Source organism: Leptolyngbya sp. FACHB-321, from assembly GCF_014695975.1.
GTDB lineage: Bacteria > Cyanobacteriota > Cyanobacteriia > Leptolyngbyales > Leptolyngbyaceae > Stenomitos.
Genome location: NZ_JACJPI010000082.1, coordinates 44306 through 69895 on the forward strand (window position 1 = coordinate 44306; position 25590 = coordinate 69895).

Annotated in this window: 28 protein-coding genes; 14 read left to right on the top strand and 14 right to left on the bottom strand. The window is 52.2% G+C overall.

Annotation, left to right across the window (positions count from 1 at the left end; translation table 11 throughout):
* Nucleotides 1–32: 32 nt before the first annotated feature.
* Nucleotides 33–797 (bottom strand): hypothetical protein, encoded by a 765-nt coding sequence (locus H6F76_RS25200; protein WP_190512416.1) that lies wholly within the window; start codon nt 795–797, stop codon nt 33–35.
* 419 nt (nt 798–1216) lie between these two features.
* Between H6F76_RS25200 and H6F76_RS25205 the strand changes: the two genes are divergently transcribed.
* Both H6F76_RS25205 and H6F76_RS25210 read left to right on the top strand, forming a co-directional pair.
* Nucleotides 1217–1741, top strand: a complete 525-nt coding sequence (locus tag H6F76_RS25205) for a hypothetical protein (protein ID WP_190512418.1) — start codon at nt 1217–1219, stop codon at nt 1739–1741.
* 124 nt (nt 1742–1865) lie between these two features.
* Entirely contained in the window at nt 1866–2399 is a 534-nt protein-coding gene (locus H6F76_RS25210; protein WP_190512420.1) for a DUF6714 family protein, read from the top strand.
* Between the two features lie 223 nt (nt 2400–2622).
* Here H6F76_RS25210 and H6F76_RS25215 read toward each other — a convergent pair whose 3' ends face one another.
* Nucleotides 2623–2856, bottom strand: a complete 234-nt coding sequence (locus H6F76_RS25215) for a hypothetical protein (RefSeq protein WP_190512422.1) — start codon at nt 2854–2856, stop codon at nt 2623–2625.
* A gap of 618 nt (nt 2857–3474) precedes the next feature.
* On the opposite strand from H6F76_RS25215, the gene H6F76_RS25220 reads away from it, so the two are divergent.
* Together H6F76_RS25220 and H6F76_RS25225 are read left to right on the top strand one after the other, a co-directional pair.
* Nucleotides 3475–3834, top strand: a complete 360-nt coding sequence (locus H6F76_RS25220; RefSeq protein WP_190512424.1) for a DUF4440 domain-containing protein — start codon at nt 3475–3477, stop codon at nt 3832–3834.
* 111 nt (nt 3835–3945) lie between these two features.
* Nucleotides 3946–4365 carry a GFA family protein gene (locus H6F76_RS25225; RefSeq protein ID WP_190512426.1) on the top strand — a complete coding sequence of 140 codons (420 nt, stop codon included), beginning with the start codon at nt 3946–3948 and terminating at the stop codon, nt 4363–4365.
* A gap of 261 nt (nt 4366–4626) precedes the next feature.
* On the opposite strand, the gene H6F76_RS25230 is transcribed toward H6F76_RS25225, so the two are convergent.
* The 7 genes from H6F76_RS25230 to H6F76_RS25260 all read right to left on the bottom strand — a co-directional run bounded on the left by H6F76_RS25230 (nt 4627) and on the right by H6F76_RS25260 (nt 9084).
* The gene (locus H6F76_RS25230) at nt 4627–4794 is read right to left on the bottom strand and encodes a hypothetical protein (protein ID WP_190512428.1); all 168 of its coding nucleotides are present in this window, start codon (nt 4792–4794) and stop codon (nt 4627–4629) included.
* A 390-nt stretch (nt 4795–5184) separates the two neighbouring features.
* The gene (locus tag H6F76_RS25235; RefSeq protein WP_190512430.1) at nt 5185–5625 is read right to left on the bottom strand and encodes a hypothetical protein; all 441 of its coding nucleotides are present in this window, start codon (nt 5623–5625) and stop codon (nt 5185–5187) included.
* Between the two features lie 265 nt (nt 5626–5890).
* Complete coding sequence (locus H6F76_RS25240; RefSeq protein ID WP_190512432.1) at nt 5891–6316, bottom strand: hypothetical protein; 426 nt, start codon at nt 6314–6316, stop codon at nt 5891–5893.
* 107 nt (nt 6317–6423) lie between these two features.
* Nucleotides 6424–7086 carry an NAD(P)H-dependent oxidoreductase gene (locus tag H6F76_RS25245; protein WP_190512434.1) on the bottom strand — a complete coding sequence of 221 codons (663 nt, stop codon included), beginning with the start codon at nt 7084–7086 and terminating at the stop codon, nt 6424–6426.
* A 196-nt stretch (nt 7087–7282) separates the two neighbouring features.
* The gene (locus tag H6F76_RS25250; RefSeq protein WP_190512436.1) at nt 7283–7561 is read right to left on the bottom strand and encodes a hypothetical protein; all 279 of its coding nucleotides are present in this window, start codon (nt 7559–7561) and stop codon (nt 7283–7285) included.
* Nucleotides 7562–7812: 251 nt separating this feature from the next.
* On the bottom strand, nt 7813–8523 hold the full coding sequence (locus H6F76_RS25255) for an NAD(P)H-dependent oxidoreductase (RefSeq protein WP_190512439.1): 711 nt from the start codon (nt 8521–8523) through the stop codon (nt 7813–7815).
* A 12-nt stretch (nt 8524–8535) separates the two neighbouring features.
* Nucleotides 8536–9084 (bottom strand): VOC family protein, encoded by a 549-nt coding sequence (locus H6F76_RS25260; protein ID WP_190512441.1) that lies wholly within the window; start codon nt 9082–9084, stop codon nt 8536–8538.
* A 147-nt stretch (nt 9085–9231) separates the two neighbouring features.
* On the opposite strand from H6F76_RS25260, the gene gcvA reads away from it, so the two are divergent.
* Complete coding sequence (gene gcvA / locus H6F76_RS25265) at nt 9232–10152, top strand: transcriptional regulator GcvA (RefSeq protein WP_190512443.1); 921 nt, start codon at nt 9232–9234, stop codon at nt 10150–10152.
* 271 nt (nt 10153–10423) lie between these two features.
* Here the strand turns inward: gcvA and H6F76_RS25270 are convergent, their stop codons facing one another.
* Nucleotides 10424–11338 carry a ParB/RepB/Spo0J family partition protein gene (locus H6F76_RS25270; RefSeq protein ID WP_190512445.1) on the bottom strand — a complete coding sequence of 305 codons (915 nt, stop codon included), beginning with the start codon at nt 11336–11338 and terminating at the stop codon, nt 10424–10426.
* The gene (locus H6F76_RS25275) at nt 11322–11960 is read right to left on the bottom strand and encodes an AAA family ATPase (protein WP_190512447.1); all 639 of its coding nucleotides are present in this window, start codon (nt 11958–11960) and stop codon (nt 11322–11324) included. The genes H6F76_RS25270 and H6F76_RS25275 overlap by 17 nt, the downstream gene beginning before the upstream one ends.
* A 97-nt stretch (nt 11961–12057) precedes the next feature.
* Between H6F76_RS25275 and H6F76_RS25280 the strand changes: the two genes are divergently transcribed.
* The 3 genes from H6F76_RS25280 to H6F76_RS25290 all read left to right on the top strand — a co-directional run bounded on the left by H6F76_RS25280 (nt 12058) and on the right by H6F76_RS25290 (nt 15212).
* Entirely contained in the window at nt 12058–13122 is a 1065-nt protein-coding gene (locus tag H6F76_RS25280) for a PDDEXK nuclease domain-containing protein (protein WP_190512449.1), read from the top strand.
* A gap of 230 nt (nt 13123–13352) precedes the next feature.
* Nucleotides 13353–13922 (top strand): recombinase family protein, encoded by a 570-nt coding sequence (locus H6F76_RS25285; RefSeq protein ID WP_190512451.1) that lies wholly within the window; start codon nt 13353–13355, stop codon nt 13920–13922.
* A gap of 165 nt (nt 13923–14087) precedes the next feature.
* Complete coding sequence (locus H6F76_RS25290; protein ID WP_190512509.1) at nt 14088–15212, top strand: DUF3616 domain-containing protein; 1125 nt, start codon at nt 14088–14090, stop codon at nt 15210–15212.
* A 442-nt stretch (nt 15213–15654) separates the two neighbouring features.
* On the opposite strand, the gene H6F76_RS25295 is transcribed toward H6F76_RS25290, so the two are convergent.
* On the bottom strand, nt 15655–16116 hold the full coding sequence (locus tag H6F76_RS25295) for a hypothetical protein (RefSeq protein ID WP_190512453.1): 462 nt from the start codon (nt 16114–16116) through the stop codon (nt 15655–15657).
* Nucleotides 16117–16305: 189 nt separating this feature from the next.
* Nucleotides 16306–16959: a hypothetical protein gene (locus H6F76_RS25300; RefSeq protein ID WP_190512455.1), complete on the bottom strand. Its 654-nt coding sequence runs from the start codon at nt 16957–16959 to the stop codon at nt 16306–16308.
* Nucleotides 16960–17669: 710 nt separating this feature from the next.
* Between H6F76_RS25300 and H6F76_RS25305 the strand changes: the two genes are divergently transcribed.
* Nucleotides 17670–18056, top strand: a complete 387-nt coding sequence (locus tag H6F76_RS25305; protein WP_190512457.1) for a hypothetical protein — start codon at nt 17670–17672, stop codon at nt 18054–18056.
* 19 nt (nt 18057–18075) lie between these two features.
* Nucleotides 18076–21312: a WD40 repeat domain-containing protein gene (locus H6F76_RS25310; protein WP_190512459.1), complete on the top strand. Its 3237-nt coding sequence runs from the start codon at nt 18076–18078 to the stop codon at nt 21310–21312.
* Nucleotides 21313–21581: 269 nt separating this feature from the next.
* On the opposite strand, the gene H6F76_RS25315 is transcribed toward H6F76_RS25310, so the two are convergent.
* On the bottom strand, nt 21582–21809 hold the full coding sequence (locus tag H6F76_RS25315; protein ID WP_190512460.1) for a hypothetical protein: 228 nt from the start codon (nt 21807–21809) through the stop codon (nt 21582–21584).
* Between H6F76_RS25315 and H6F76_RS25320 the strand changes: the two genes are divergently transcribed.
* The 4 genes from H6F76_RS25320 (at nt 21808) to H6F76_RS25335 (ending at nt 25353) form a co-directional block, all read left to right on the top strand.
* Complete coding sequence (locus tag H6F76_RS25320) at nt 21808–22170, top strand: hypothetical protein (RefSeq protein WP_190512392.1); 363 nt, start codon at nt 21808–21810, stop codon at nt 22168–22170. The two genes, H6F76_RS25315 and H6F76_RS25320, sit on opposite strands and share 2 nt — an antisense overlap.
* Nucleotides 22171–22505: 335 nt before the next feature.
* On the top strand, nt 22506–22733 hold the full coding sequence (locus H6F76_RS25325) for a hypothetical protein (protein WP_190512394.1): 228 nt from the start codon (nt 22506–22508) through the stop codon (nt 22731–22733).
* A gap of 304 nt (nt 22734–23037) precedes the next feature.
* Nucleotides 23038–23472: a hypothetical protein gene (locus tag H6F76_RS25330; RefSeq protein WP_190512462.1), complete on the top strand. Its 435-nt coding sequence runs from the start codon at nt 23038–23040 to the stop codon at nt 23470–23472.
* Nucleotides 23473–23613: 141 nt separating this feature from the next.
* Complete coding sequence (locus H6F76_RS25335) at nt 23614–25353, top strand: NACHT domain-containing protein (RefSeq protein WP_190512464.1); 1740 nt, start codon at nt 23614–23616, stop codon at nt 25351–25353.
* The last annotated feature ends 237 nt before the right edge of the window (nt 25354–25590 follow it).

The following is a 25590-nucleotide window of genomic DNA, read 5'->3' on the forward strand; positions in this document are numbered from 1 at the left end:
TAAGGTAACCAAGCTGATTGCCCAAGACCGCTTCATGGCTTATCTGAAGTAGCAGAGTGTTTGTCAGAGGGGTGAAGCTGCGCTCGCTGGTGGTACCACTTCACCATGACTAAGAGAATCACTCCCAGCAAAGGGAGTCCAAGTAAAGACATCCCCATCCCATTGGTATCACGCTGAGACTCCTGGATCGTGAATGTCTGATCGGTCAACGTTGCGATGGTGTAGTGACCTTCAATGGTTTTTCCCTCAGCCCAGAATGGAGCAGTGGAGGGTGTACGAATCGTAGGAGACGCAGGTATGCCGTTGGCTGCTAAAACCTTGGCGTCTTTTAGCACTGTGCCTGAATACGCAATAGGCAGAACCCTGTCACCTTCTCGTACTTCGAATCCGTACTTTGGGTCGGGCTGCTGCGCTTGCTCCTGCGCTTTAGGGTCGAAGTAATGTGACTTCTCTCGGCTATCGATAATTCCCACTAAATTGCCTTCTGGATCGACGATTCGTAGTCCGCTAAAGCTGGTTAACTCCAGGTTAAACAGGTCATCTGGTGACACTTTCGCTTTAGACACTGCAAAGAGGGTGATTTGGGGTCGATCAGTGACCCTTCCCATCGATAAACAGGTGCCTGGGTTTAGAACAAGGGGATCAGAAGAGTCATCTTGGCCCGTAAGTCGCGAACTGATCTTTGCCACAATCAGGTAATGAGGATAAGCCGTCAGGTTATCCAAACGAATGCAGTAATCAAAGGCGCGGGTTCGCCCCGTAGGCGGTGCGACATCCGCTAAATATCGAGGAAACATAGGCTAAGTGGTGAACAGAGCAGCACAGGCAACATGGCCCTGGTATAGCAATCAAGTTAGACTCAGCGGAGTGGGTGACTGCTCCGCTGAGTCTAACTCCGTTGCTGCTGTGGTTGGCGAAAGTGTTACAAATGTCTCTCAAAAAGTGTTACAAGCTTGATGAGCCATAAAACGGCAAGCCTTTGAGAGCCTGCCATCTTTGCCTCATCTTCTGTAGAGTACTTTCGCCAACCACAGCAGCAGCGGCACAGCAAGTGACGCTAAGCGGTGTACCAGTTGCACCGGCTGCAAAGCAGGAGCCTGAAGCCCCTTGTCTTCCGTTCAAGCTCTTTGGATCAAAGAGCCTCAAGGTCAATTGGTACGTCTCAATGAGACTGAGAAGTGCTTTTTGAAACGATTACTCAGTCGGCGTTTCAACCTTGGCGGTACTTTCTGTTCCGGTGACACTCAACCCCCGGCTGCTGCCAATTCACGTTTTTCATGATGGGAAAGTCTTCCTGTTTATGATCGAGAAACTGGCGCACTCATTGCGAACTATGTTCTTCATAAGTGCCAGTATTGCTGCTCGCATTAGATCGATTGACTATGGAAAACAAGCTGATGCGGTTGGTTTTAACGAGAAAAGTAAGAAGTTTGAGCTAAGAGCAGTTGGATGGGGACATTTCTTAAACCCTTTAGCTCCGTACATGCTTTTGTGGGAGGGGATTAGATCGATTGTTGATCGTCTGAACTCACCAGGAAATCTTGCTCAAGATGACGCTGAGAAGATAAGAAAAATGATTGAAGCAGGACGCAATCAAAGAGTCGATGAAATGGAAATGGAAAGGAGCCGCAACGTTGCTATAGGCTTTAGTGTAAACAACGTAGAGGGCGCTGCTGTAACAGTAGGAAGTAAGGGGCAAACCAAGTACGTTATGAAACGTAAAGACAAAGATGATGAGTAGTCCATATCTTTCCCTTGAGTACATACGGTCTAACAATCCCCTTGCGGCGGCTTGTTAAAAGCTGCTTGTGCCAAGTTGAATTTTCTCTGCAACCGCTGAAAGTAGACGTTAGCCCACAAAGCCCATGCCCAACTCGGAAGCCGTCAAATTGCAGATCCGCTCGGCGTTCGCGAGCGTCGAGTTCCCAGGCGATTGGTGCCTACGCGGCAGCAACGAAGGTAACGAGCCCTTCCTGCTTGAGCAGGAGTTCAAAGGCAAGACCGATTGGCAAGCGCTCGACCCAGCCTTCCTTGATGGCGCGCCGGACGGATATGGGTCTGCCCTCTGCTTCTTCTCAGACGAAGCTTTTCGGTTCTATCTGCCGGCGTACCTGATCGCGGATGTTGACGGCAAGCTGAACACGCACAATCCCGTTTTCTACCTGACGCACGGTCTGACAGACGAGGGAAGAGGCGAACGCGTCAACCCGCGCCGTTACGGAGAACGGACGTGGTTCGACGTGAAGGGACACAAGTTCGCCGTGTTCGATCGTGAACAGGTGCGCGCGATCGTGAGCTATTTGGAGTTGAAGCGCGAGACCGAAGAGTTTCAACGCGACGCGATTGATCAGGCGATCGCAAATTACTGGTCGGGGCGCGCGGCAGCCAGTGCGGGATAACCACGCACTGCAACGGATCGGGCGGGCGGAACGGTCCCTGTGACTGCAACGCGGCCCGGCGCCGAGCCGGCCGTTGCATGCTGGTCCGTTCATGCTTAGAAACAATGCCGAAAATGCTTTTAAGTCGGCAATGTTTTCCTTCCTATCCCCTTTCCAGCAAAGTTTTAAGCCGTACTACAAGCAAAGGCTCATCGACTCTTTTCGGCACTGTTACGACCTAGCATCAAAAAGGCGCAACATCCTGCCACAACTCCGCTTTCCGGCTCATACGCTCGGTTTGGTCTTGGTCACTCACCTTGCTGATGGCATCAGCCGTTGAAGACAGTACCAGTGGATGGTGGTCGCCAGCAAAACAGCAAGCGGCTCCAGTCAATTCGATCGCGGTTCTGAGTGCCAGCGTGTCATGAATCGGCGGCAACGTAAGCATGGTGAAACCGTCGTACTCGCACTGCAGCATGAAAGAACCGCTCGGGCAACCGCTGGAGTGTCAAACCGTAAGCGCATTGAGTGCATGACACGATGCTAACTCAAGAACAAGTTACTCTTGACCGTGATGGCGATCGCCAAGAGGGGGACTGGCAACAAGGCGTGTTAAAGTGAGCCCTTGCAGCAAAAGGCAGTCCATGCGGGCACTTTCACTCCGGCTCACTTGCTTCGTGGTGAGTTGCTCCACCCGCAACTAACCAAACAAATTAGCCCTGTTCTGAGTCGAACAGCAAAAGCCCCTCCGTGTAAAGCTTTGATACCCATGTGATAAACTTTTGCACGTAACTTGGCACGATGCCTAGCCAGCACAATGGATGGATCAGTCCCCAGCCTTCCAGGATTAACCATCAGAAGTGACGGCTAAGACCCCAAAAGCACGAACTTAACCTGAAAAATTTCTGTTTGATTCTTTAATAAGAGGGTATTATCCCGCAGAGCTGGCAGATAATCCTAGAGAAATGGGTGCTTATCCAGCAGAGCTGACCGTGAATACATCGTTGGGCTGCTTGAGTTAGTAGTGGGGCAGTATTTTGAATTAGTCGGTTGAGCGTTCAAAGGTTAAATTGGTTGTTGAACGGAAGGAATGACCATGATGCAAGACCTGGTTAATCTCGAAGAGCAAGGATGGCAAGCCCTATCAACGGGAGTGGAGTCCAGCAAAAAGTTCTACAGTTTCATTCTCCGTCATGATGCAGTCATGCTCTTCCCAGGCGGGATGATCATTGAGGGGAAAGAGAAAATCTTGCAATCTTTAGCTGCTCAACCCTGGAAATCGTTTCAAATCGAAGAGCCGCGAGTCATCTCATTATCAGAAAGGGCTGAAGTGCTCGTATACAGGGTGACTGCACAACGTGAAGGTAGCGAACCATACGTAGCTCTGATCAACAGCACGTATGAACTCAGTAATGGAGTGTGGAAGTTAGTTCTTCACCAGCAGACACCAGTGTAATTGCCGCCCAACAAGCCCGCCGCACCAGAACAAATCCAAGCTATCGTTAGACCGCAAAGTTCCTCCGCGTCCGGTGAGGGGGAGCGTTAGGACTCTAGAGGAAACTCCGACATGAACGTTCCATTTTTCGGCGGCTGCACATGCGGAGCCATTCGCTATGAGTGTGCGAGCGCGCCTATCGCAACTCTCAACTGCCATTGCCGAGATTGCCAGCGAGCGAGTGGCGCGCCTTTCGCGTCCGGGGTCGTCGTCATGACGACTGACCTTCAGGTCAGCGGTACGCCGAAGACGTACTCAGTGCGTGGCAGCAGCGGTGGTCTCACGACTCGCAGCTTTTGCTCGGAGTGTGGCACGCCTTTATGCACATGGGGCGAAGCGAATCCAGCATTCACGTCCATCCGTTTTCCCTCCTTGGATGATCCATCGGCGTTTCAGCCGCTGCTCGACATCTGGACGTCCAGTGCGCCATCGTGGGTTTGCTTTGATCAAAGACTGCCTCACTTTCCTCAATCACCCCCAGCAGCCGAGTAAACGGGGAAGGCGCGCTTTGAGTCCTAACAGGTCGTCAACGCCGACGTTAGTGCTTGTAACCAGACCGAAAAGGCTTTCAAGTGGCAATGTTTTTCTCTCTAGCCCCCTTCCCAGCAGCGCTTTGAGCCGGACTACAAGCAAGGGCGCAACCACTTTTTTCGGCCATGTTGCGGCTGGCCTTGGAAGTGCGCCACATCCTGCCATCACGCCGCTTTCCGGCTCCTCCGCTCGGCTTGTTGGTCCCTCACTGGACTCACGACCTCAGTCGTTGAAGACAGCACTAGTGGGGGTCAGCTCACGAAACGGAAAAAATCGTACGTTAAGGTTTAAGCCCGTGATTTGACCCCAGTGCCACCAGGATTTGGCGGCAAAGCGCCGCATCGTATGCTGCCCGGTGGTGCCTGTCCGCCACCGATGGCACAGCCGCATTCACCAGCTCCACAACCACCATCAAGCGCGGCCAGCGGCCGTCGTTGACCTCTGTCAGCAGCACCATCGTACAATCTTAATGGGATTGGGGCATCGGCAGTCCGTGCCGCGTATAGGACTGCCGCAACATGCGCAACTCGAAGTCGGCCTTGTGGCATACGACCAGTCGACCTTCGATCCGCAGGGAGACTGCCTGCGCCACTTCCGGACAGCCGGGCGCTGAGGCCAGTTCGTCGTCGGTAATACCGTGTACCGCGCGGGCACCTTCCTCAATGATTCCGATCCTTCAAATTGATTGAACGGAACGTGTTGCATTGATCGGTTGCATCCATCGGTACTATTTATTGGGGTAGGGTCACTCTTTTGACTGCCGCGCTTCTGAGCACCGGGTCAGAAGTCCACCAGTAGTTCGGCTGGTATCGGCACGCTGTTCGTTTCCTTGTCCCAAGCCTGCGCCGCTATCTTCCAATCTCCCCCGCTCTTGACGAGCAGCAACATCTCCACATTGCGGTTGACCTCGCCTTGGTTTTCCGTGTTCTCACAGGCCGCTGCAGCCACCGCGACATTGCCGAAGACCAATATCTGCGTTCCGATCACCCGCTCATGGAGGGACGTCAGCGTTGTTCGAGCGAGTTCACCCATGCGCTCTGTGAACTCATCAAGCGACTTCACCGAAACGGGACGGGCGGACGGATAAAGCGGCGCGCCTGGGATGAAGTCACTTTTGAACATAGCCGTATCAGGGCCTCCTCCTACCGACCAGCTCATGCTCGAGAACTGGCGTTCAATGAGGTCCCTGATCGCCTTGAGGTCAGCCGCTCGCTCCTCCATCTCACTCCTCCATACAGGTGCTCCAATCCAATGCGCTGGTGACTCCCTCCAACTGCGTCGGCGGTATAGCAGTATCAAGTCCTCCGACTTGGTCGAGCCGCCGCGCTCATACCGCCCGCTGCCGCTTCGCCTATCCCGGACCTCAGCTAAGCCCGGGATAGGACTTGTCCTCAAACCGTTCACGACTGTTACCTCGCAGCCACCCTCCGCGAGATGCCGTTCAAGCGCCCGGGGCGAAGGTCGAAGCTGAAGAAGCGCAGTGAGACTAGGCCGGTCGGCAGATCTGCCCTTCGTAGCGCAAGATCGCTTTGCCTTCCTTCGGAGCGAATGTGCCCCAGGAGCGGAAGGTGCCTTTGAAATCTTGGAACTCGCCGGTTCCTTCGACCACGGTGTAGGCGGCACCGCCGACGATATAATCCGTACCCGGAACGGCTACGCCCCAACTTTTGTCGCGTGTCCGCAGCGTCGACCCATCTTCAGTGACGAACATGTGTTCGAACTCCCCCTCCAAGCGACCGTCTCCCAAGGCGCGGAACTCTCCGATCTGGCGGAAGTGGACCCCTCCACGGAGGTTGCCGGCCAGGGCAGCGACGCCGCTCCGTCCATCGGCGGCGTAGTTATAGTTGCCGAGTCCGGCCATCGAGCGGCAAATCTGGCCTTGCGCTAGTGTCTGCAGTGTATCATTAGCCATAGCTTCATCTCCTTTGAGGCTCTACTGGTTATAAAAATTGCGAGCGTCCGTCAAGTCGGCTCCAATCGTAGTGGGCTCATAAGCCAAGTCTGGGCCTCGAACGCTCGTTAGGCGCTCAGACGCACGGCATCATGTTGCACGCGCTTAGGACCGTGTTGCACGCCCTTAGAAATACGTTCGGGCGCGACTAGCCCGGCCCCGAGCGCGCGGGCGTCGACCAAATACCCTGCCCGACGCTCTGCATTGGCGTCACCGTCGACGTCGAGCAACAGGTGCGTCTCGACGTCAGTCATGCCGCAAAAGTTGAAAATGCCGACTTCGATTTGCGTACGCATCGCGTCTTCGTAGCCGTACTTGTCGTAGGTGGCTTGGCGCGTCCCGCCGACTCCGATCAGCATGACCGGCGTGCCGCTCAGGTGCCCCCGGCTGTTGGATTTCGCGTCGAGCGAATAGGCCCAACCGGTTGTGAACACGCGGTCGACCCAACCCTTGAGCAGGGCGGGGAATGACCACCAGTAGACCAGAAAGACGAGCACGATCGCGTCGGCGGCGTCGACGCGCGCCTGTTCCCGAGCGGCCTCGGCGGGCCGCGGGCCGCCCCAGAAGTGCGCGTGGTCCTCGGCGGTGAAGCGCGGGTCGAAGCCCTCGGCGAGCAGGTCGGCGACCTCCGCCGTGTGACCGGCCTGGACGACGCCTTCGACGAAGGCGTCGAGCACCGCTCCGGGGAAGCTCTTACGCTGCGGATGGCTGAAGACGGTTAAAACGTGCATGTTGGTTCTCCTGGTTAGGTGATGAAGTCGGAAATGAGGCGCGAGATTTCGCTGGGCGCGTCCTTGAGGCTCTTTCGCTCGGGACGCTCGATACCGGTCCTGGATCCTTTCAAGGTTAGTCATGGGCGGAGTGGTTGAAGGCGCGATCGCACGACGACAAGGTCGGCGCTCGCCGTGCGTCTAGGGTGCAAGCGCCTTAGCGACTAGTTTTGGGAATGACCCTGATCAAGTAGCGCTCCAGGATTAAACGGTCGCGCTCTAAGAGTGGCGTTTGACCGTTGGGTGGTGCCACTTGCCGCTGGGCTGTATCAGCCGGTAATCGCTGCGGCCGCTTTGCCGAGCGCGGTGCGGGTGCCTGTGTGGCGGGTGGGATGGGCGCTGAGCGCGCCGGTAAGGGAGTTTCGGCACTGAGGGCTGGCAGCACGGTGGCTGCCAGTTGTAAGGTGATGCCGATCACAAAGATAGCTTTCAGCATGAAGTCTCCAGCATAAATAAATGGTATGAACCTCGGGGCAAGCCCCGCTCTGTCTGCCGCCTCAAGGGGCAAGGCCTCAGCCCCTGGGGCTTGAAAAAGGAAGGAACCACGTGCCTCACACGTAACGACCGCCGCCATTCAGGCGCAGCACTGCTCCGGTCGTAAAACTAGTCGTCATCAGAAATTTGAGTACTAATCCAGGATGAATTTGAGCAGTCTAGAGATGGGTTAAGTAAGCATTGAAGCTGTGCTTAAGCAACACCTGCATTGCAAGTCTCATCCGCTTGCTTTGCTGCTATCAGCCTCGTCCAGTCCCCCATGTTCTGAGTTAGTTGTTGCACCAAACCAGCGATCGCGGCATGAGCAGACTGGATAGATTTTTGATGTCGCTCGTCCCCAAATTCCTGGTACTCAATGCGAATGACATGGTGCTCACTGACTCCCAATAGTCTTGAAGCTGTCACGATGTGGGAATCAAGATGGTTCATAGTGGCCTGAACGCCACCAAGTTCAAAGCCGCCTTCCCCCGATGACGACAAAATGACTAGAGTTTTGCCGGTCCCAATCGGCTCGATCGGTTGTTCACCACGTGCCAGATCAAAGGAAAAGGTGCGTCCAATGCGAATCACCTGATCGATCCAAGCTTTTAGTGCTGCTGGCATGCCGTAGTTGTACATGGGTGTACCAATCACGATGAGGCTAGCCGGCTCTAGCTCTTCGAGCAGTTGGTCGGAAAGCTTGAGTACGGCCTGTTGCTGGAGAGTCCGCTGCTCCGGTGCCGTGAAAGCGGCGGCGATCCAAGCCTCACTAAGGGCTGGCGGTGGATTTAGCCCTACATCCCGCGTAATAAGGGTATCGTTGGGTCTAGACTTCAACCATTGTTCAGTGAATGCAGTCGTTAGACCGCGGCTAAGAGAACGGGTCACGCGTGCACTAGCGTCAATTTTCAGTACTGTAGCCATTTTTGTCATCTCCTAGGGAGGGGGTGCAGGGAACCAGGCTTCCGGTTCTGGATACTCAAAACCAGGTGGAAAGAAATACGTTTCAAAAATAGTGGTGGTAGCAGGCTCAGTATCAAAAAAGGCAAAGGCATTTTGCCCCATCCACTTGCCCGACTGAATCAGGTGAAACCCTCTGGATTCAAACGCTTGGATACGCTCTTCCCAGGGGCGGTCGCCACAATTAAAGGCAATGTGGTGAATCCCTTCGTTGTGTCGATCAAGGAATTCTTGAAAGATGGTGGGACCAGAGAGCGGCTGCATAATTTCCCAGACGACGTTCTTCGCTTGAGCAAAACAGACTTTAATCGAGTACTCAGTCGGCTGCCCTTTGTAAGTCTGTTCCGTAACGGTTTCAGCGTTAAAGGTATAAACTCGCCAGGGTCCAATGCCCAATTGGACGAGACCGGCCATCGTTTGCTGATAATTGCGAGTGACAATGCAGATCTCAATGGCATCCCCTAGAAACTGATTCGAGAGTTGGGAGGCGGTGAGCACTTGGATTGAGTTTAAGTTCAGTACCATCTTGAGCAACGGCTAAGGGTTTTCAGTCAGCTGATGAGTGATCAGAAAACTGTTTCGTTTCCTTAACTTGAACAGTAGCAAGGGGCAGTCGGGGATTGCAAATTCAATCTACTCATGCTTAGGTGAAAAAAACTCATCCAGACTCTTATGCGATCGCTGCCGCCCCTTAACGCTTTGCATACCTTTGAGGTTGCGGCTCGACATCTGAGTTTTCAGCAAGCGGCTGAAGAACTGGCGATCACGCCAACCGCAGTCAGCCACCAAATCAAAGTGCTAGAGGATCACTTGGGGGTGTCCTTGTTTCGCCGCCGCCCCCGACCGCTGGTGCTGACAGAAGTAGGACAACGCTTGTATCCGGCCGTGAGCCAAAGCTTGGATGCGATTGCAGCAGCGATCACTCAATCAACGCAAGTTTCAGAAGCGACGACCTTAACTGTGAGCGTGACAACGGTCTTTGCAGCTAAGTGGTTAGTGCCTCGTTTAGCTGCATTTCAACGAACCCATGCCAACATTGAGCTTCGGCTACAAACTTCAAATGATGTTGTCGATTTACATCGGCAAACGGTTGACGTGGCGATTCGCTATGGCAAAGGCAACTATCCGGGATTGACCGTGCGGAAGCTGATGTCAGATGTCTTTATGCCCGTCTGTAGTCCACATTTATTGAAGTCAAAGCAGCCGCTTAAAGAGCCAAGTGATCTATTGCATCATCCTCTGCTGCATTTTGAATGGCTTCATTTTGGCACCGAAGCCCCTGACTGGAAAAACTGGTTTAGACTGGCAGGGCTGAACACGATTGACCCAACTGATGGCATTAAATTTGACGAAGAAAGTTTAACTATTCAAGCCGCGATCGCCGGTCAAGGTATCGCTCTATGCAGCAACATTCATGTCGCTGATGATGTGGCCTTGGGGTTTTTAGTGCAACCCCTTGATGTGGCCCTAGACGGTTTTAGCTATTCGGTCGTGTATGCCATGAACCACCCTAAAGAAACACTGATCCTCAAGTTTTTGGCTTGGTTGGTTGAAGCGGCTGGTAGTTTTGCTCAAAACAGAGCTTTGGAATAGAGTGGAGCTTGACGATCACCGTCTTGAACCCCTTGGACAGCTGTTGTTGGATGGGAGTCGGGTGATCAAAAAGGACTACTTGGGGTTTGAGTATCATCGGATATTGTTGGCGAATATACTACGACTATCTCTACAGGCGTATTACAAGGATTAATGAGCGACGAAAGAGCAGTCGCTAAAGCGATTGTAAGCTGTTGGTAATCTTGCACGTAGCACGTTCACCAACAGCATTCGTTGCTAAGCCTCCTTATGCTTAGCCTTAAAAACAGGATCAATCTTCACCAACTATCAAGGTTTTCAGTTCTGCCAGCAGCTTCTTTAAGCGGCGCTGCTTCTTAGGGTTAGCCCATACTTGCGATCGCTTGGCTAACCGCAAAACATCGTCAATTTGGCTCTTTAAAGATGAGTCTCCTGCTTCAGCATCCTCTTTGACCACTTTAAGATTCGCAATCTCTGTTTTGATTTGAGTTAGAGATAAGTCTTGCGAAATAGCCTCTAGCAAAAGCTGGCGTCGTTGCTGGTCATCTTTAATTCGAGCAATTGCCTGTGCTTTTGTATAAGCAATCTTTCCACTCCGAAGAGCCTCTAAAATCTCAGGCGGTAGGCGGAGTAAGGGTAGCCGTGTTGTAGCAAAAGATTCCCAAGAAATTGTCCCAAGTTCCGCAAAGACCTTCTCCACAGCTTGTGCTTCCGAGTTAATCAAAACGTTTTGATTAGTATTGCCGATCGCTTCGTTTCGCATCCGATAGAGGAGCGGTGGCACATCCATCGAGGGGACGTTAAGCCTAAGTCCCAGTAGCTGTAAGACGCCTTCGGTTTCCTCTACCGGGTTCAAATCTTCTCGCTGTAGGTTTTCAACCAGAGCAAGTTGGAGAGAGTCCTCATCACTCAGTTCCCGAATTGTTACCGGGACAGCCGTTAGTCCAACTGCTTTAGCGGCTCTGAACCTCCGTTCCCCAGCAACTAGTTCAAAGAGCCCAGTTTTACCAGCAGGACGTACTAGCAGTGGTTCCAAAATGCCATGTTGACGCACAGACTCCGTCAATTGCTGCAGTTTTTGTGGGTCGAAGTAGCGACGCGGTTGGCTAGCCGGTAAAGTGATTGCATCAATCGCAATGCTCTGATTATTAGATACTAGTTCCGGTTCAAACTTCCATTCGTCCTTTAGACTATTTCGCCTTGCCATATCGTATCGCCTCTTCAAACAGACAGTCATAGTCCTTTGCAACCGAACTTGCGGGTTCTCCAGGCATGGTGAACACGGTTGCTGCTTGACCAGGAGCATCAGCAATTGCCTGCCGCTGGTAAATAACAGAGTCTAATAACACGAACCCTTGCGTTTTACTTAGCGCTTCCTGGGCTTCTCTCATTAACACCGTTCCGCGCGACGCACGGCTCAGAAACATTGCGGCTTTCGGCGCTCCTTGGCGAATCTTCTGCGCTTGATGAACCAAGCGAACAATGTCTTTAGCCGCGAGCAAATCCAGATTAGAAGGCTGGATGGGCACCAGTGCCAAATCAACACTCAATAACACTGACTTTGCTGGTTCTCCCAGTACCGAAGGAGAATCTATCACAACTGAATCATACTCTTCTGCAAGCTTGCCGATTTGATCGAACAAATCGTCGGGATCGTCAATCACAATGGATGGCATTCCCAGCTTCGTGAGCCATTGGCTAGAACTCATCTGCCCATCTGAGTCAATTAGAATCACCCGCTGCTTCTTTTGGGACAGCCAGTATGCCAGATGGACGGCAGTCGTTGATTTTCCGCACCCACCTTTCCGATTTAAGACTCCAATTAACATCTTCGCTGTTTTATAATGCTCAGCTATTTTGAGCTAGATGTATCGAGATTATGTCACGATCAGGAGCAGAACAACTACCTTTTAGAGCACATCACTTGTGAGCGATCGCCTGCTTTCCGCGCCTCAAAACTATGACGATTGGCTGCGCCATCTGAAAGAGCGCATCAGAACCGCTCAAGTTAGGGCTGCACTTGCTGTTAACCAAGAACTGCTTCTCCTCTATTGGCAAATCGGGCGCTCTATCCTTGAACAACAGCAACAGGAGGGCTGGGGAACAAAGGTTATTGAACGGTTAGCTAAAGATCTGAGAAAAGAGTTTCCCAATGTCAAAGGCTTCTCACGCTCTAACCTGTCATATATGAAGGCTTTTGCTGAAGCTTATCCAGATGATGCAATTGTCCAGCGCAGCGTTGGACAATTACCTTGGCGGTATAACATCGCTCTGATTGATAAGCTTAAAACTCAGGAACAACGCCTTTGGTACGCCGAGAAAACAGTGGAGAATGGCTGGAGTCGGGACATTCTTGTCTATCAAATCGAAAGCAATCTGTTTCAACGGCAAGGGGGAGCCATTACCAACTTTGACCGTACTTTACCCCAAGCACAATCTGACTTAGCTAAGCAGTTAGTCAAAGATCCTTATAGTTTTGAGTTTCTCCCATTACAAGAGAATGCCCAAGAACGAGAACTTGAGCAGTCGCTAGTTACGCATATTCGTGACTTTCTGATGGAATTAGGAGTTGGGTTTTCTTTTGTCGGTAGCCAGTATTACCTTGAGGTTGACGGGGAAGCTTACTATCTGGACTTGCTCTTTTACCACCTTAAGTTGCGCTGTTTCATCGTCATTGACTTAAAAATGGGCGAGTTTCAACCCGAGTACTCTGGCAAAATGAATTTCTATGTCTCAGCAGTAGACGATCTGCTACGGCACTCGACTGACAATCCAACGATTGGGCTGATCCTCTGCAAGTCCAAGAGCAAGACAAAAGCAGAGTACGCCCTACGCAACCTGAATACCCCAATAGCTGTAACAACTCACCGATTACCAAAGTCACTCAAAGAGAATCTGCCAACAGTGGAGCAGTTAGAGATAGAGATGAATGCTGCCATTTCTGAACTAGCAGGGCAAGCCAAGCCGAAGTCGGACACAGCCGACAAGTAGAACACAGTTAAGTTCCAACGGCGATCATAGCGAGATGTCAATCATGTGCCAGTTGAGAGTGTCAAACAAACGGTCGTTTGATTGACAGTTTTCACCTCTTACCCGAAACAACCCAAAAGCTCACTTTCAGGTTGACCGGAGTGTAAATTAACTTGTCAATGAATCTATGTATCAGAATCACTCAGTTTTAATGAGTTCTGAGACAATAACAGTACCTTAGAACTTCCTTTATGCTCATTGGGTACGAACGGGTCTCGACCGACGACCAAAACATGGCGTTGCAACATGATGCGCTACAAGCCGTAGGATGCGAAAAAATTTTCGCTGACAAGATGAGTGGTGCGAAAGCTGATCGCCCTGGGTTAAAAGAAGCCCTTGAGTTTGCCAGGCAGGGAGACACGCTCGTGGTCTGGCGACTTGATCGCTTAGGGCGCTCGCTCAAAGACTTGATGGCTCTAATCGAGGGGTTGGAGCAGCGCCACATTGGCTTTCGCTCGTTGCAGGAAAGTATTGATACCACGAGTAGCGGCGGTAAGTTAATCTTTCACATGTTTGGAGCATTGGCAGAGTTTGAGCGCAACTTGATACAGGAGCGCACACAGGCTGGCTTGCAAGCGGCGAGAGCCCGGGGACGGAAAGGTGGACGGCAGCCCAAGCTCACATCGCAGCAAATTGACGTTGGACGAGCGTTGGCAACCGATCCAAAGCGCTCTGTGACTTCAATTTGTGCACATTTAGGTATTAGCCGCCCGACGTACTACCGCTACATTGCTCCAACAGTTGTGTTGCAAAAATGGTAGGGTGAGGAGACTTATTTCCTCTGACCTCAATCTAAATAACAGCGCCATCCCTGTTTCAGTGGAGACATGGCTTGCCAGAGCTGCTCGTGCTGCCTGTGCGGTGGTACTGTCGCTAGCCTTTAAGCGACCGGGCTCTAAAACTGCTCAAGCAGAGAGAGTGTAATGATGAATTCTACTAGTGCTGTCCTTCTCGAGTTTGACTCCCAACTGAACCAGCTCAGCAAGGGCAAAAAACTCCACGATGGGTTATCAGTCGTGGTGCAAATTGGTCCGACGCTTTGGGTGGCAAACGATGAAACAATCAGCGTAGAGCGCCTTTCTCGTCAAGAAGCTGCTGATGGCAATTGCAAGTATGGCGATCACAAACAGTTCGCGCTGCAGGACTATCTTCAGCTTCCCGTCCCGCCTTCTGGCTCCAAGGATGGGAAAAAGATTGAAGAGGCAGACATAGAAGGGCTTGCTTACGACAGTGGCTATCTTTGGTTGGTCGGTTCCCACAGCCTGAAACGTAGCAAACCAGATCCAGAAGACTCGAGCGCTAAAAGCATCAAGCACTTAGCAAAGGTGAGTCGCGACGGTAACCGCTTTCTGCTAGCGCGTATCCCTGTAGCCGAAGAAACCTACACCTTAGAGAAGGCGGTGAAGCAGAACGGCAAGCAGCTAACGGCTGCTCAGTTACACGGCAAGCAAACCGGCAACGCTTTAACCACTGCCTTGGCAAAAGACAAACACTTGCAGTCCTTCTTAGCGATTCCCGGTAAGGATAATGGCTTTGACATTGAAGGACTGGCTGTTTTAGGAAACCGCATCTTCCTTGGACTGCGGGGTCCTGTACTACGGGGTTGGGCGGTCATGCTTGAACTAGAGGTTGAGGAAAAGAGTCCCTCAAGCTTAAAGCTGAGGAAGATTGGGACCGGTAAGCGACCCTACCGAAAGCATTTCCTTAACTTAAACGGACTCGGCATCCGTGACTTGTGCGTCCAAGAGGCGGACCTACTGATTCTGGCCGGTCCAACGATGGACCTTGATGGCCCTGTGATGCTCTTCAGGTGGTCAGGGGGTACCCAACCAAGCGGGGAAAGTCTGGTTGATGGTGATGCGTTGGACACCATCATGAACATTCCACGCGGACAAGGTCAGGAGCAACGGCAAGACCATGCAGAGGGTATGACCCTCTTCGGCCCAAACGGCAGCGATACTTGCTCCCTCCTTGTCGTCTACGACTCTGCGTCTGCAAGTCGTCAAGTCGGGACTAGCGGCGTTAAGGCCGATGTCTTTGCGTTGCTTTGATCTTTCGATCAGAATAGGCTGCAAAGCTAGACAAGCCAGTCTTCTAGCCGCCCTCCCAACCATTAACTTTTTTGTAATAGTTAATGAGTAGGAGAGGGAACAAGAGGCGAGCGTCGGGTTGTGCACTGGCACTATGCAAAAGCGGCCGTTTTTTAACACCCCTTCCAGATCAGAAACAACCGCTGATATCCTGATCGCCGAGGTTGAGGTATTCAAGGAGCCGGAATGAGACTTCCGCCAAGATGCCATCGGTACCCCTGCGATCAACAGGGTGGAGAATAGCGGGTCAGCACGATCCGTGCTGACCGAACCGCAGCTGCGACTCGACAGTGAACTCACCTCACAAACAACCTCTTGACGGTCGGTGTGCCTTGGCATTGTTCAGGCTAACAGCGATTCGCTCTTCCCACAGTAGGTTGGATTGAGCTTTATTGCTTTAGCTTTAAGAGTTAATGGCAAAAATAATACAAACAGCAATGCTCAGAGTGGCATAACTTATTGAATTTATCAGTACGACACATAAGAGTAAACGTTGAAGATGAAATTTTTGTTGGTAACCCCTTAAGACAATAAATTCAATCCCAATACTTAAAAAATAGGCAATAGAAAAGCCTGCGATCAGGACGGGAAAGAAGTATGCATTTCCATCTACTACTCCTGAAGGGTAAAGAGCCTCTATAAAGATGAGGGGGGCTGTGAGTAAAGATCCGGCAATTGAGGACCAAACATTTGCCCAAATAACGAGTAGAAAAGCTCTTAAGCAAGAGACTTTCTGAAAGACTTTGAAGACAGTGATTTCTGCTAACAATACTGGAATTTCCACAGGTGTTAACGGAACAATTTCTCCCGTCCATAAAGGTGGAAATATAATATTGGCAAGAGTATATGAGCTTTCAATCCACATAGCGCTTATTTTTTGGGCGAACTAAGCCAAGATTACAGCATAGAAATTGTGTTCTATAGCAGGAATGAGTATGTAACTTTACTGTTAGGATTTAAGCCATCTGACGATTCCGTTCACCCGCCACTAGTAACTTCTTGGGCTCAGCCAAACTAACTTTAAGCAGTCAGTGTGCAACGGACTTGTTAGACCTTAATCTTGCAGAAACGACACGATCGCTTGTCTTCCCTCCTCAAGCGCTTTGCTGAATCGAATAGATCCCCAAAAGTAATGCCCTGCCATTGTTTTCTTTCCCCACACTGCTTCACCAATACAAACATCTTCTTGCGCAGATCTGAGCTTCAAAACGACGCAGTCACTTCCGATGTAGTTACGACCTAATCTTTTGACATTATGAATTGCTCTAATCTTTGAAATCGGAAATTCAATAGTTTTGGATGTTAGTAGACCCTGTTGAGTGACGCGAACCGAATCTCTCGTCTTATCGAACTCACATCGATAAATGCGTTGATTGACCAGACGTTGATAGGCAATTACGAACATGACGATTGAAAACATAAACCAGAAACCATTGCTGACTGGTTCATTTAAGTGCAACCAGGCTACTGACCGAATTTGTACCGAGGTTTGAGTCGGATCGTTCAGAAATCTTTGAATTTTAGTAGTAGCAGAGTCGGCGACAGTTGACGGACGGTTGACTAACCAAATTTCACCGCTCTGTGTTTCTACAACCGTTATATGGGTAGAGCTGCCCCCGTTCGATTTTCCACGGCGAAAACCACCGCTAGACTCATCTCTAATACCTTTGATGCTAATGGGTTGTTCAATCCGCCAATTGCCCAGCATATGTCGGATAACTTTGCATTGCCTTAAAGCTCCGTCACGTCGGCAGCTTATCTCTGGCGTAATTGTGGCAGTTAACATCGACACTACACCAAGGAGTAAGAAACAACCGATCGCGAGCCGTTCGCCCGTTTGACGCTGTTGCGTAACGAGGTGAGTCGTAGTTTGCTTCAAAATCCTCATAGCCAATGTTAGTCTTTCACCCACGAACTTCCACGCAGCAGGAGTCTAACGATGAATAGACGGAAGGTTTCTGCCTAAGATCTCAAATCAGATGAATAGGCGGCAAGTTTCTGCCGATCTCTCCTAGCTTACTGGACTAGAACTGACCTCAAGCACCGTTCAGTTCTAGTCTGCAACACCGATGCTCTCGTGCCTGTAGGCTCCGATGCACAAGCTAGGATGCCGCTGCTGTCGTTGGTTAGCTGCGGGTGGCAGCAACGGGGCAGAGAGGGGGGAAAGGTAAAAGGCGATGAAGTAAGGGTTTGAGGGCTTGTGTCAGTTTGCAGCTGGCTTGGAGTAGGAAGAGTGATCGCATGGTTAGCCAAGCTTATGAATGGGCTTCTAGAAGCTGCCTCTTTTCTAGCCCTACGATACAGGTGAACGCCAAACCGTCTTAAATTGAGCCATTCGCGAGACCGCTGCGGCAATGGGGCACTAACAAGCAAAATTTTCTCTGGTATAACTAAAATCAACGCTCAGGAGTAGAAATCATGGATCCAATGACACTCATTTTGACGGCGCTGGTTGCAGGGACAGCTAAAGCAGCGGGCGATGCGGCTCCAGATGCCTACAAAGGGTTGAAAGCACTGATTCAGAAGAAGTTTGCCAGTCAACCCAAACCAGAAGCGGACAAGGCAGCGATGGTACTGGAAGAACATGAGAAAGACCCAGAAACCTATGAGGCGGCGCTGAAGAAAAAGTTGACGGAGGCCGAGGTGGACAAAGATGCTGCAGTGGTTGAGAAGGCTCAAGAATTGCTGCAGGTTTTAGACCCCCAAGGGACAGCAAGTGGTACCTACAATACAACCGTTGCAGGCGATGTCTACGGTGTGGCGGGTCGAAACGAAGGCACTGTGAATCAAACGTTCAACAAGTAACTGGGTAAAGAGAGTGGGTATGTCAGATGAGGGTGCGGCAAACAGCGTTCACGCCAAGGATGTCTATGGTGTGGCTGGAGACAACCGAGGAACGATTATTCAAAATTTCGTTTCTCAGGAAGCTGAAGTTAAGATTCAAAGTCGCCCACTCATCAAAGGTTCTCCTTACCTGGGGTTGGAAAAATTTGCACCGGACGATAAAGATAAGTTTTTTGGGCGAGAGCAATGGATTACTGCTTTAAGCCATGCTCTCTTAGCCGAAAACCACAATGTCTTGCTCCTACTCGGTGCCTCTGGCAGTGGTAAATCATCGCTGATTGGAGCCGGACTCATTCCTAAGCTGAAAGATGATTGGGGTGCCTTTAAGAATCTGACGTTTGTCCCCGATGAGAACCCCTTTCAGTCTCTGCATAGCTGCTTGAGTAGTTTGTATGGGCAAGCCAAGGCGAAGATTGCGCAACCAGACGCTCAAATGCATAAGGCAGGGACGCTGGTGCGAGTAGTGGAAGCGCTGAAGCAGGAGCAGCAGTGGCTGATTTTTATTGATCAGTTTGAAGAGCTCTTTACTAGAACCCCGGAAACTGAACGTCATCGGTTTGTGAGGGAGCTGGTGCAACTGATTCAAGCCTCTCAGCAGGACAACTCGCTCAAAATTGTGCTGACGATGCGGGCTGACTTTCTAGATCGGTTGAGTCCTTATCCAGCGCTGGGCTTGCTTCATGATCGCCGTAGTCGGATGCTGACGGATATGAGCGATGGCGAGTTAACGCTAGCGATCAAGGAGCCTGCAGCGCGGAATGGCGTTGTGTTTGAGCCAGGCTTGATCGAGGCGATCATCGCTGATTACAGGGCAGGAGCAGGTTCGCTGCCCCTGTTGCAATACACGCTGGATTTGCTGTGGCAAAACGACGATGTGAGTGATCGCGTCCTCAATCGGCAAACCTATGAAAACCTTGGCGGGGTCACAGGCGCACTGCAAACGCAAGCAAACAAAATCTATGGAGAACTGGATGAAAAACAGCAAGAGGCCGTTAAAAAAATCTTTTTTGAATTAATCGACTTAGCCAATGATCAGCCCGTGAGCCGACGCACCCCTAAAGCGCTCTTTTGCGATGGAGGAACGCAACAAACTGTTCTGGAAACACTGATTGAGAAACGCTTGCTGGTCAGCCGTGGGGAAGGGCAGCAAGCCACCATTGAGGTCGCTCATGAGGCTTTGCTGAGAACCTGGGAAGTGTTGCAACAATTGATTCAAGACCGGAAAGACATCATTATCTTGAGAGGTCAATTGATTGCTGACGCGAAGCTGTGGCGGGCACGACGGGCAGAGAGTGAGCAAACAGCCAGGGGCGATCTCTGGAGCGGGTGGAAGCTCGATCGAGTGCTGGATTTGCAAACAAAACAAGTGCTGGATCGCCTCGACCCAGACATTCAAGCCTTTGTCGAAGCTAGCCATACCTGGCGCGATCATCAGGCGCAAAAAGATCGTCAAATCGCCCGCCGCATTACTGTAGGCAGCAGCATCTTTGCTGGCTTGATGGCAACGGCAGCCATCTTCTCTGCCATTCAGGCAAGACAGGCAGAGATTGAGCAAATTCAAACGTTCGTGGCACTTTCAACGGCGAAACTTGCCAACGATCAAACTTTAGAAGCAGGTATTGAAAGTATCCGGGCTGGAAAAGCGCTGCAACGATCATTCTGGCAGCAGTCCTTCTGGTCAGCATTTTTGCCCGATTCTCGACTGCGGCTGCCCGTCTTAAGACAATTACAACAGATGGCCAATACTGGGCAAGAGCGGCAGCGCCTCGAAGGCCATCAAGGGCTTGTCTCTAGAGTGTTGTTCAGCCCTGATGGCCAGCAACTCGCTACCAGTGGATACGACGGCACCGCACGCCTGTGGGACACCAACGGCAAGCCACTCGCCACCCTCCAAGGTCATCAAGGGCCTGTCCTTAACGTGGTGTTCAGCCCCGATGGTAAGCAACTCGCTACCAGTGGAGTTGACGGCACCGCACGCCTGTGGGACACCAACGGCAAGCCACTCGCTACCCTCCAAGGTCATCAAGGGTTTGTCTCTAGCGTGGTGTTCAGCCCCGATGGTCAGCAACTCGCTACCAGTGGATACGACGGCACCGCACGCCTGTGGGACACCAACGGCCAGCCACTCGCTACTCTCAAAGGCCATCAAGGGCGTGTCTCTAGCGTGGTGTTCAGCCCCGATGGTCAGCAACTCGCTACCAGTGGCGACGACGGCACCGCACGCCTGTGGGACACCAACGGCAAGCCCATCGCTGCCCTCAAAGCTCATCAAGGGTTTGTCTCTAGCGTCGTGTTCAGCCCCGATGGTCAGCAACTTGCTACCAGTGGCGAAGACGGCACCACACGCCTGTGGGACACCAACGGCCAGCCCATCGCTACCCTCCAAGGCCATCAAGGGACTGTCTGGAGCGTGGTGTTCAGCCCCGATGGTCAGCAACTCGCTACCAGTGGAGCTGACGGCACCGCACGCCTGTGGGACACCAACGGCCAGCCCATCGCTACCCTCCAAGGCCATCAAGGGCTTGTCGATAGCGTGGTGTTCAGCCCCGATGGCCAGCAACTCGCTACCCATGGCGAAGACGGCACCACACGCCTGTGGAACACCAACGGCCAGCCTATCGCTGCCCTCAAAGGCCAGCAAGGGCGTGTCTCTAGCGTGGTGTTCAGCCCCGATGGTCAGCAACTCGCTACCCATGGCGAAGACGGCACACCACGCCTGTGGGACACCAACGGCCAGCCTATCGCTGCCCTCAAAGGCCATCAAGGGCGTGTCTCTAGCGTGTTGTTCAGCCCCGATGGCCAGCAACTCGCTACCAGTGGCGAAGACGGCACCGCACGCCTGTGGGACACCAACGGCAAGCCCATTGCTACCCTCAAAGGCCATCAAGGGCGTGTCTCTAGCGTGTTGTTCAGCCCCGATGGCCAGCAACTCGCTACCAGTGGCGAAGACGGCACCGCACGCCTGTGGGACACCAACGGCAAGCCCATTGCTACCCTCCAAGGCCATCAAGGGCTTGTCGATAGCGTGGTGTTCAGCCCCGATGGTCAGCAACTCGCTACCCATGGCGAAGACGGCACACCACGCCTGTGGCAAGTAGGGGCAATCGATGAGCTGCTCTCAAAAGAATGTGATTGGGTGCGAGATTATCTGAAAAATAGCCCCAATGTTGCCGAGGGCGATCGGCATCTTTGCGATGGTATTGGTAGCCAAAAGTAACAATTGTCAGGGGCCAATTGTTAGGGGTCAGTTGATGGGAGCAATGAGGGCGATCTGTGTGGGGAAGTAAGTGTGATCATCCAGATGTCAAAGCCGCATACTGCTGTCACCTGAAGGGTGTGTAGATCAAAGCAAGACTAGAGGGAGTGATCGCGTTGGTTAGTTGCAACCCGGAGCAACGGTGCCACGAAGGCATCGGGGATGCAGCCGCTGAAAACAGGCAAAAGCGCCTCTGTACTACCCTCTTTCCACCAAAAAGTAGTCCAGGTTTAGTCCAGAGCCACTAGTACACCCTCAAAAGCGGTTGCGGTACGACCACTCGCAGTCCGCTCCCGGTGCCTCATTGTCTCTTGGTCGAGACAGCCTAACAGCCACAGGCGATCGCCGCGCTGCTGCGGCTTCAGCACCCTTCTCGACGCCCTGCCCTGGCACCACTTGCCCGCTGGCAAGTTATATAATTGCCTCTGGTAGCCGCTGCGCTTCAAGGGGACCGACATGGAAGCACCAAACCGACCCAACAACGCTGATCCGCTGCTGTTTCGCTACGTCGCTACGGCTGAAGAGAGCAACCAACCCTCGATTACCGTGGTGCTCAGTGTTCAGGGCGCACTCATCGGCGGGCAGATCATCAGCGCGGCGCTTTATGCTGAGGCGCTGAAACCTGGCGCTAACGTCAAAGACGCTGCCACGGTGTTTGCGCTGCTGCAGCAAGACATCCTCGCCGAAAGAGGACGGTACATTCACCTGCAAAACCCTTGGGTTGTTTCGGTTGCGGGTCAGATTCCCTTTAATCCTGGGACCGTTTGGCGGTGCCGATTAGACGCGGTCGACGGCTTCTTCTTCGGACCAGTCCGGTAGAGACCGGTTGAGCCTGCCAGGGCTCACACTGGCACCAGTGCTTAGGCAGACGAGCGCTTGGGGGGTGCGTTGTGATCCGTCAAGCCAGACGAAGTGAGTGCCGCGGCCTTGCGTCCAGCGGGAAGCTGAAGCTCAGCGTTGAGTCGTTTGAGCTTCAAACCCCAAGCGACTCCAGTGATCACTGCACTTCCGCCTACGGTTTGCCGTGAGATCAGTAGCGTAAGCTGCTCGATGCCTACTGCCCTTTAACGAATGGGTGTCATCTGCTACTTCTCAAACGTCCTCTTACCTTGCATGTGAGACAGAATCTAAAGCGGGAGGAAAAGGAGTTGGACATGAATTTATCGCCGGTCTACGAGCAATGGAAAGCTGAAACTTTAGAAGCAGGTGAGCGACGCGCCACTGAAGGGCTACTAGTGGCACGGTTTGGTCCACTCGATGAAGTGCTGACCCAGATTGTGCCAAACCTAGTAGCCTTGCCTCCCGTTGATCGGGCACGACTCATCCTCAACCTGTCCCGCACTGAACTCATCGAACAGTTCGAGCACAAACTGTCACATTGAGTGCTTCAGACCAGAGTTGGACTAAAGCTGGACTGATTTAACCGTTTCTCAACCTTGAGCGATCACTGAAAGCCTGATGCTTCCGTGGGGCAACTGGCACACTCCCAACGGTAGCATCGCACTTTGAGGCGGGGTGTTTGCGATCAGGAGCAACATACCCAAAGACTCCTTGCGCGGTACACGCCATGCCTTCCCAGTCTGGAGACTGGTCGGGCGAGACAAAACCAGCTTCCTATTTGGCATTGCTTAGAGAAGCTTCGTAGAATAATGGGGCTTAGAACTGCCCTTTCCCAACCAAACTGCTATGGAACCGCTCTCAACTGCCGCTATTGCTGTAGCTACGCTCATCCTCAAGAAAGCCTTGGAAAAGACTGGCGAAAAGCTAGGCGAGGCGGTTAGTCATCAGGCAGCAGAGCTATTGCAGCTGATTCAACGGAAAAACTTACCCCAGAGCAAAGCCATTGCCCAAGCAGACCAGCCGATCGACGCGGGACGAGCTGTACTGGAACTGGACACCGCTACGAAAAGTGACCCAGAACTTGCACAAAGCGTGGCAAACTTAGCGGGAGCGGTGCAAGCCGAGCCCGCCTTAGCAGCGGCCATGCCTGCTTATGCGGCGGCTTTACAAACAGCCCCACCATCAACCACTCAGAACTTTGGCAAACTGGCTGAAAGCCTGCCAGCCCTAAAGAACGTGTTTCAGGGCAATACCTTCAATGCCCCAGTGACGTTCAACTGACTGGAGTCGCCCGTACAGGCACGGGTCAAGTCACCCCCCCTCACACGACAGGAATATCAGAATCGTCAAGCCCTGCTGACCAAGGTAAAAAACTTTTGGGTGAAGGGGGTGCTCGAACAGTCGCTCCATGAGCAGGTGCTTATGACATTGGGACTCGAAGAGAGACCCGCAGCCGTTGCACGTCCCTGGAATTTGTTGCTGGAGACAGGTGGACAAGCGCCAAGAACACTACCGGCTGGCACAACCGTTGTCTCTCTCTTTGACCAAATTGGCACTGGTCGCACTTTACTGATTCTGGGGGAACCCGGTTCAGGCAAAACCATTGCCCTACTCCAACTAGCGCGTGACCTCATCGCTCGTGCTGAACAGGAGGTTGAGCATCTCATCCCTGTTGTGCTCAACCTCTCTACCTGGGCACCCAATCGGCGTAAGGGACAGGCAGCAGCGTTGCTGCCCCTGAATGCTTGGCTCGTGGAGGAGTTAAGCAGTAAATACCAGGTGCCCAAGCAAGTGGGTGAAACCTGGATCAAACGGCAACAACTCCTGCTGCTGCTTGACGGCTTGGACGAAGTACGAGCAGAACTTCGTAATGCTTGCGTTGACGCCCTCAATGCTTTTCAACAAGAGAACTCGGCAGAAATGGTAGTCTGTTGCCGCCGCCAGGAGTATGAGTTGCTTCATAGTCGCTTGCGTTGCCAGACGGCTCTTTACCTTCAAGCTTTGACACTCCAGCAAAGCCAGTCCTACCTCAACCAGTTGACCGCTGACTTAACCGGGTTGAAGCGCTTATTGACGACTGACGCAGCACTGCAAGCACTCGCGCAGTCTCCCCTATGGCTCAATATCATGGTGCTGGCCTATCAAGGTGTGGCGCTGACCGACCGACCTGAGACGCAGGCGATCGAAGCGAAGCAGCAACAACTCTTCAATACTTACATCAGGCGTATGCTTACACATAGGGGGCAGGCTATGCCGTACTCGCCCTTCCGCACACTGGGCTGGTTAATCTGGTTAGCGCAACAAATGGTACGGGAGTCTCAGACCGTCTTTCTCCTTGAGACCATGCAGCCGCTTTGGTTACAACAGGGTAGGGCGAAGCATTTCTATCGCGTGGGCACCCTGTTGTTTGTTGGGCTGTTTGTTGGGCTGTTTGTTGGGCTGTTTCTTGGGCTGATTTTTGGGCTGTTTGCTGGGCTAGTTGGTGGGCTGTCTTTTGGATTGATTGCTGGGTTGGTTGCTGTGTCATCTGGGGAAAAAATTGAACCTGTTGAGAAACTGACATGGTCATGGAAAAAGGCTAGAGAGGAGCTGCCTAGGGGGCTGCTTTTTGGGCTAGGTGGTTTGCTAGTTGGTTGGCTAGTTGGTTTGCTGGCTGGTTTGCTAGTTGGCTTGCTGGTTGGGGGGCTGTCGGTCACTAAAATCGAGGTAACAACAAAACCAAATCAAGGTATGTGGAACTCAGCAAAAAACGCTGTACTTGCTGGGCTAGTTGTTGGGCTGTTTGTTGGGCTGTTTCTTGGGCTGATTTTTGGGCTGTTTGCTGGGCCGATTTTTGGGCCGATTTTTGGGCTGTCTAATGTGTTTGTTGGGCTGTTTCTTGGGCTGTTTGTTGGGCTGTTTCTTGGGCTGTTTGTTGGGCTGATTTTTGGGCTGTTTGTTGGGCTGAACTATGGCGGTAGAGTTTGTATCCAGCATTTCACCTTGCGCCTCATTCTTTGTCGGCACGGGTACATGCCCTGGAACTATGCTCGTTTTCTCGACAAAGCAGTCGAACACCTTTTCCTGCAAAAAGTTGGCGGTGGCTATATTTTCATCCATCGGCTGTTGCTGGAACACTTTGCCGCTATGACCGACGAGCAGGTCAGAGAACTTCTCAACTGACTGAGCTAATGTGCAAGACACGGCTCTGAGCGTCTTCGTCAACCGCAGACCAAGCGCTTTCCTTGATCGGCCACTGGTTGGCACAATTGCGCCGTAAGCAGCGCTCCTGCTTCTGAGCCTCGCTGCGATCGATGCTCTCAAACTCAACTTGGTTAAAGCTTTCCAGCTCATCTTGCACTTTTTGTCGTATGCCAGCTTCACGCCTGCTCAAAGCGGGTCGTGTTCTTTCTCAAATCT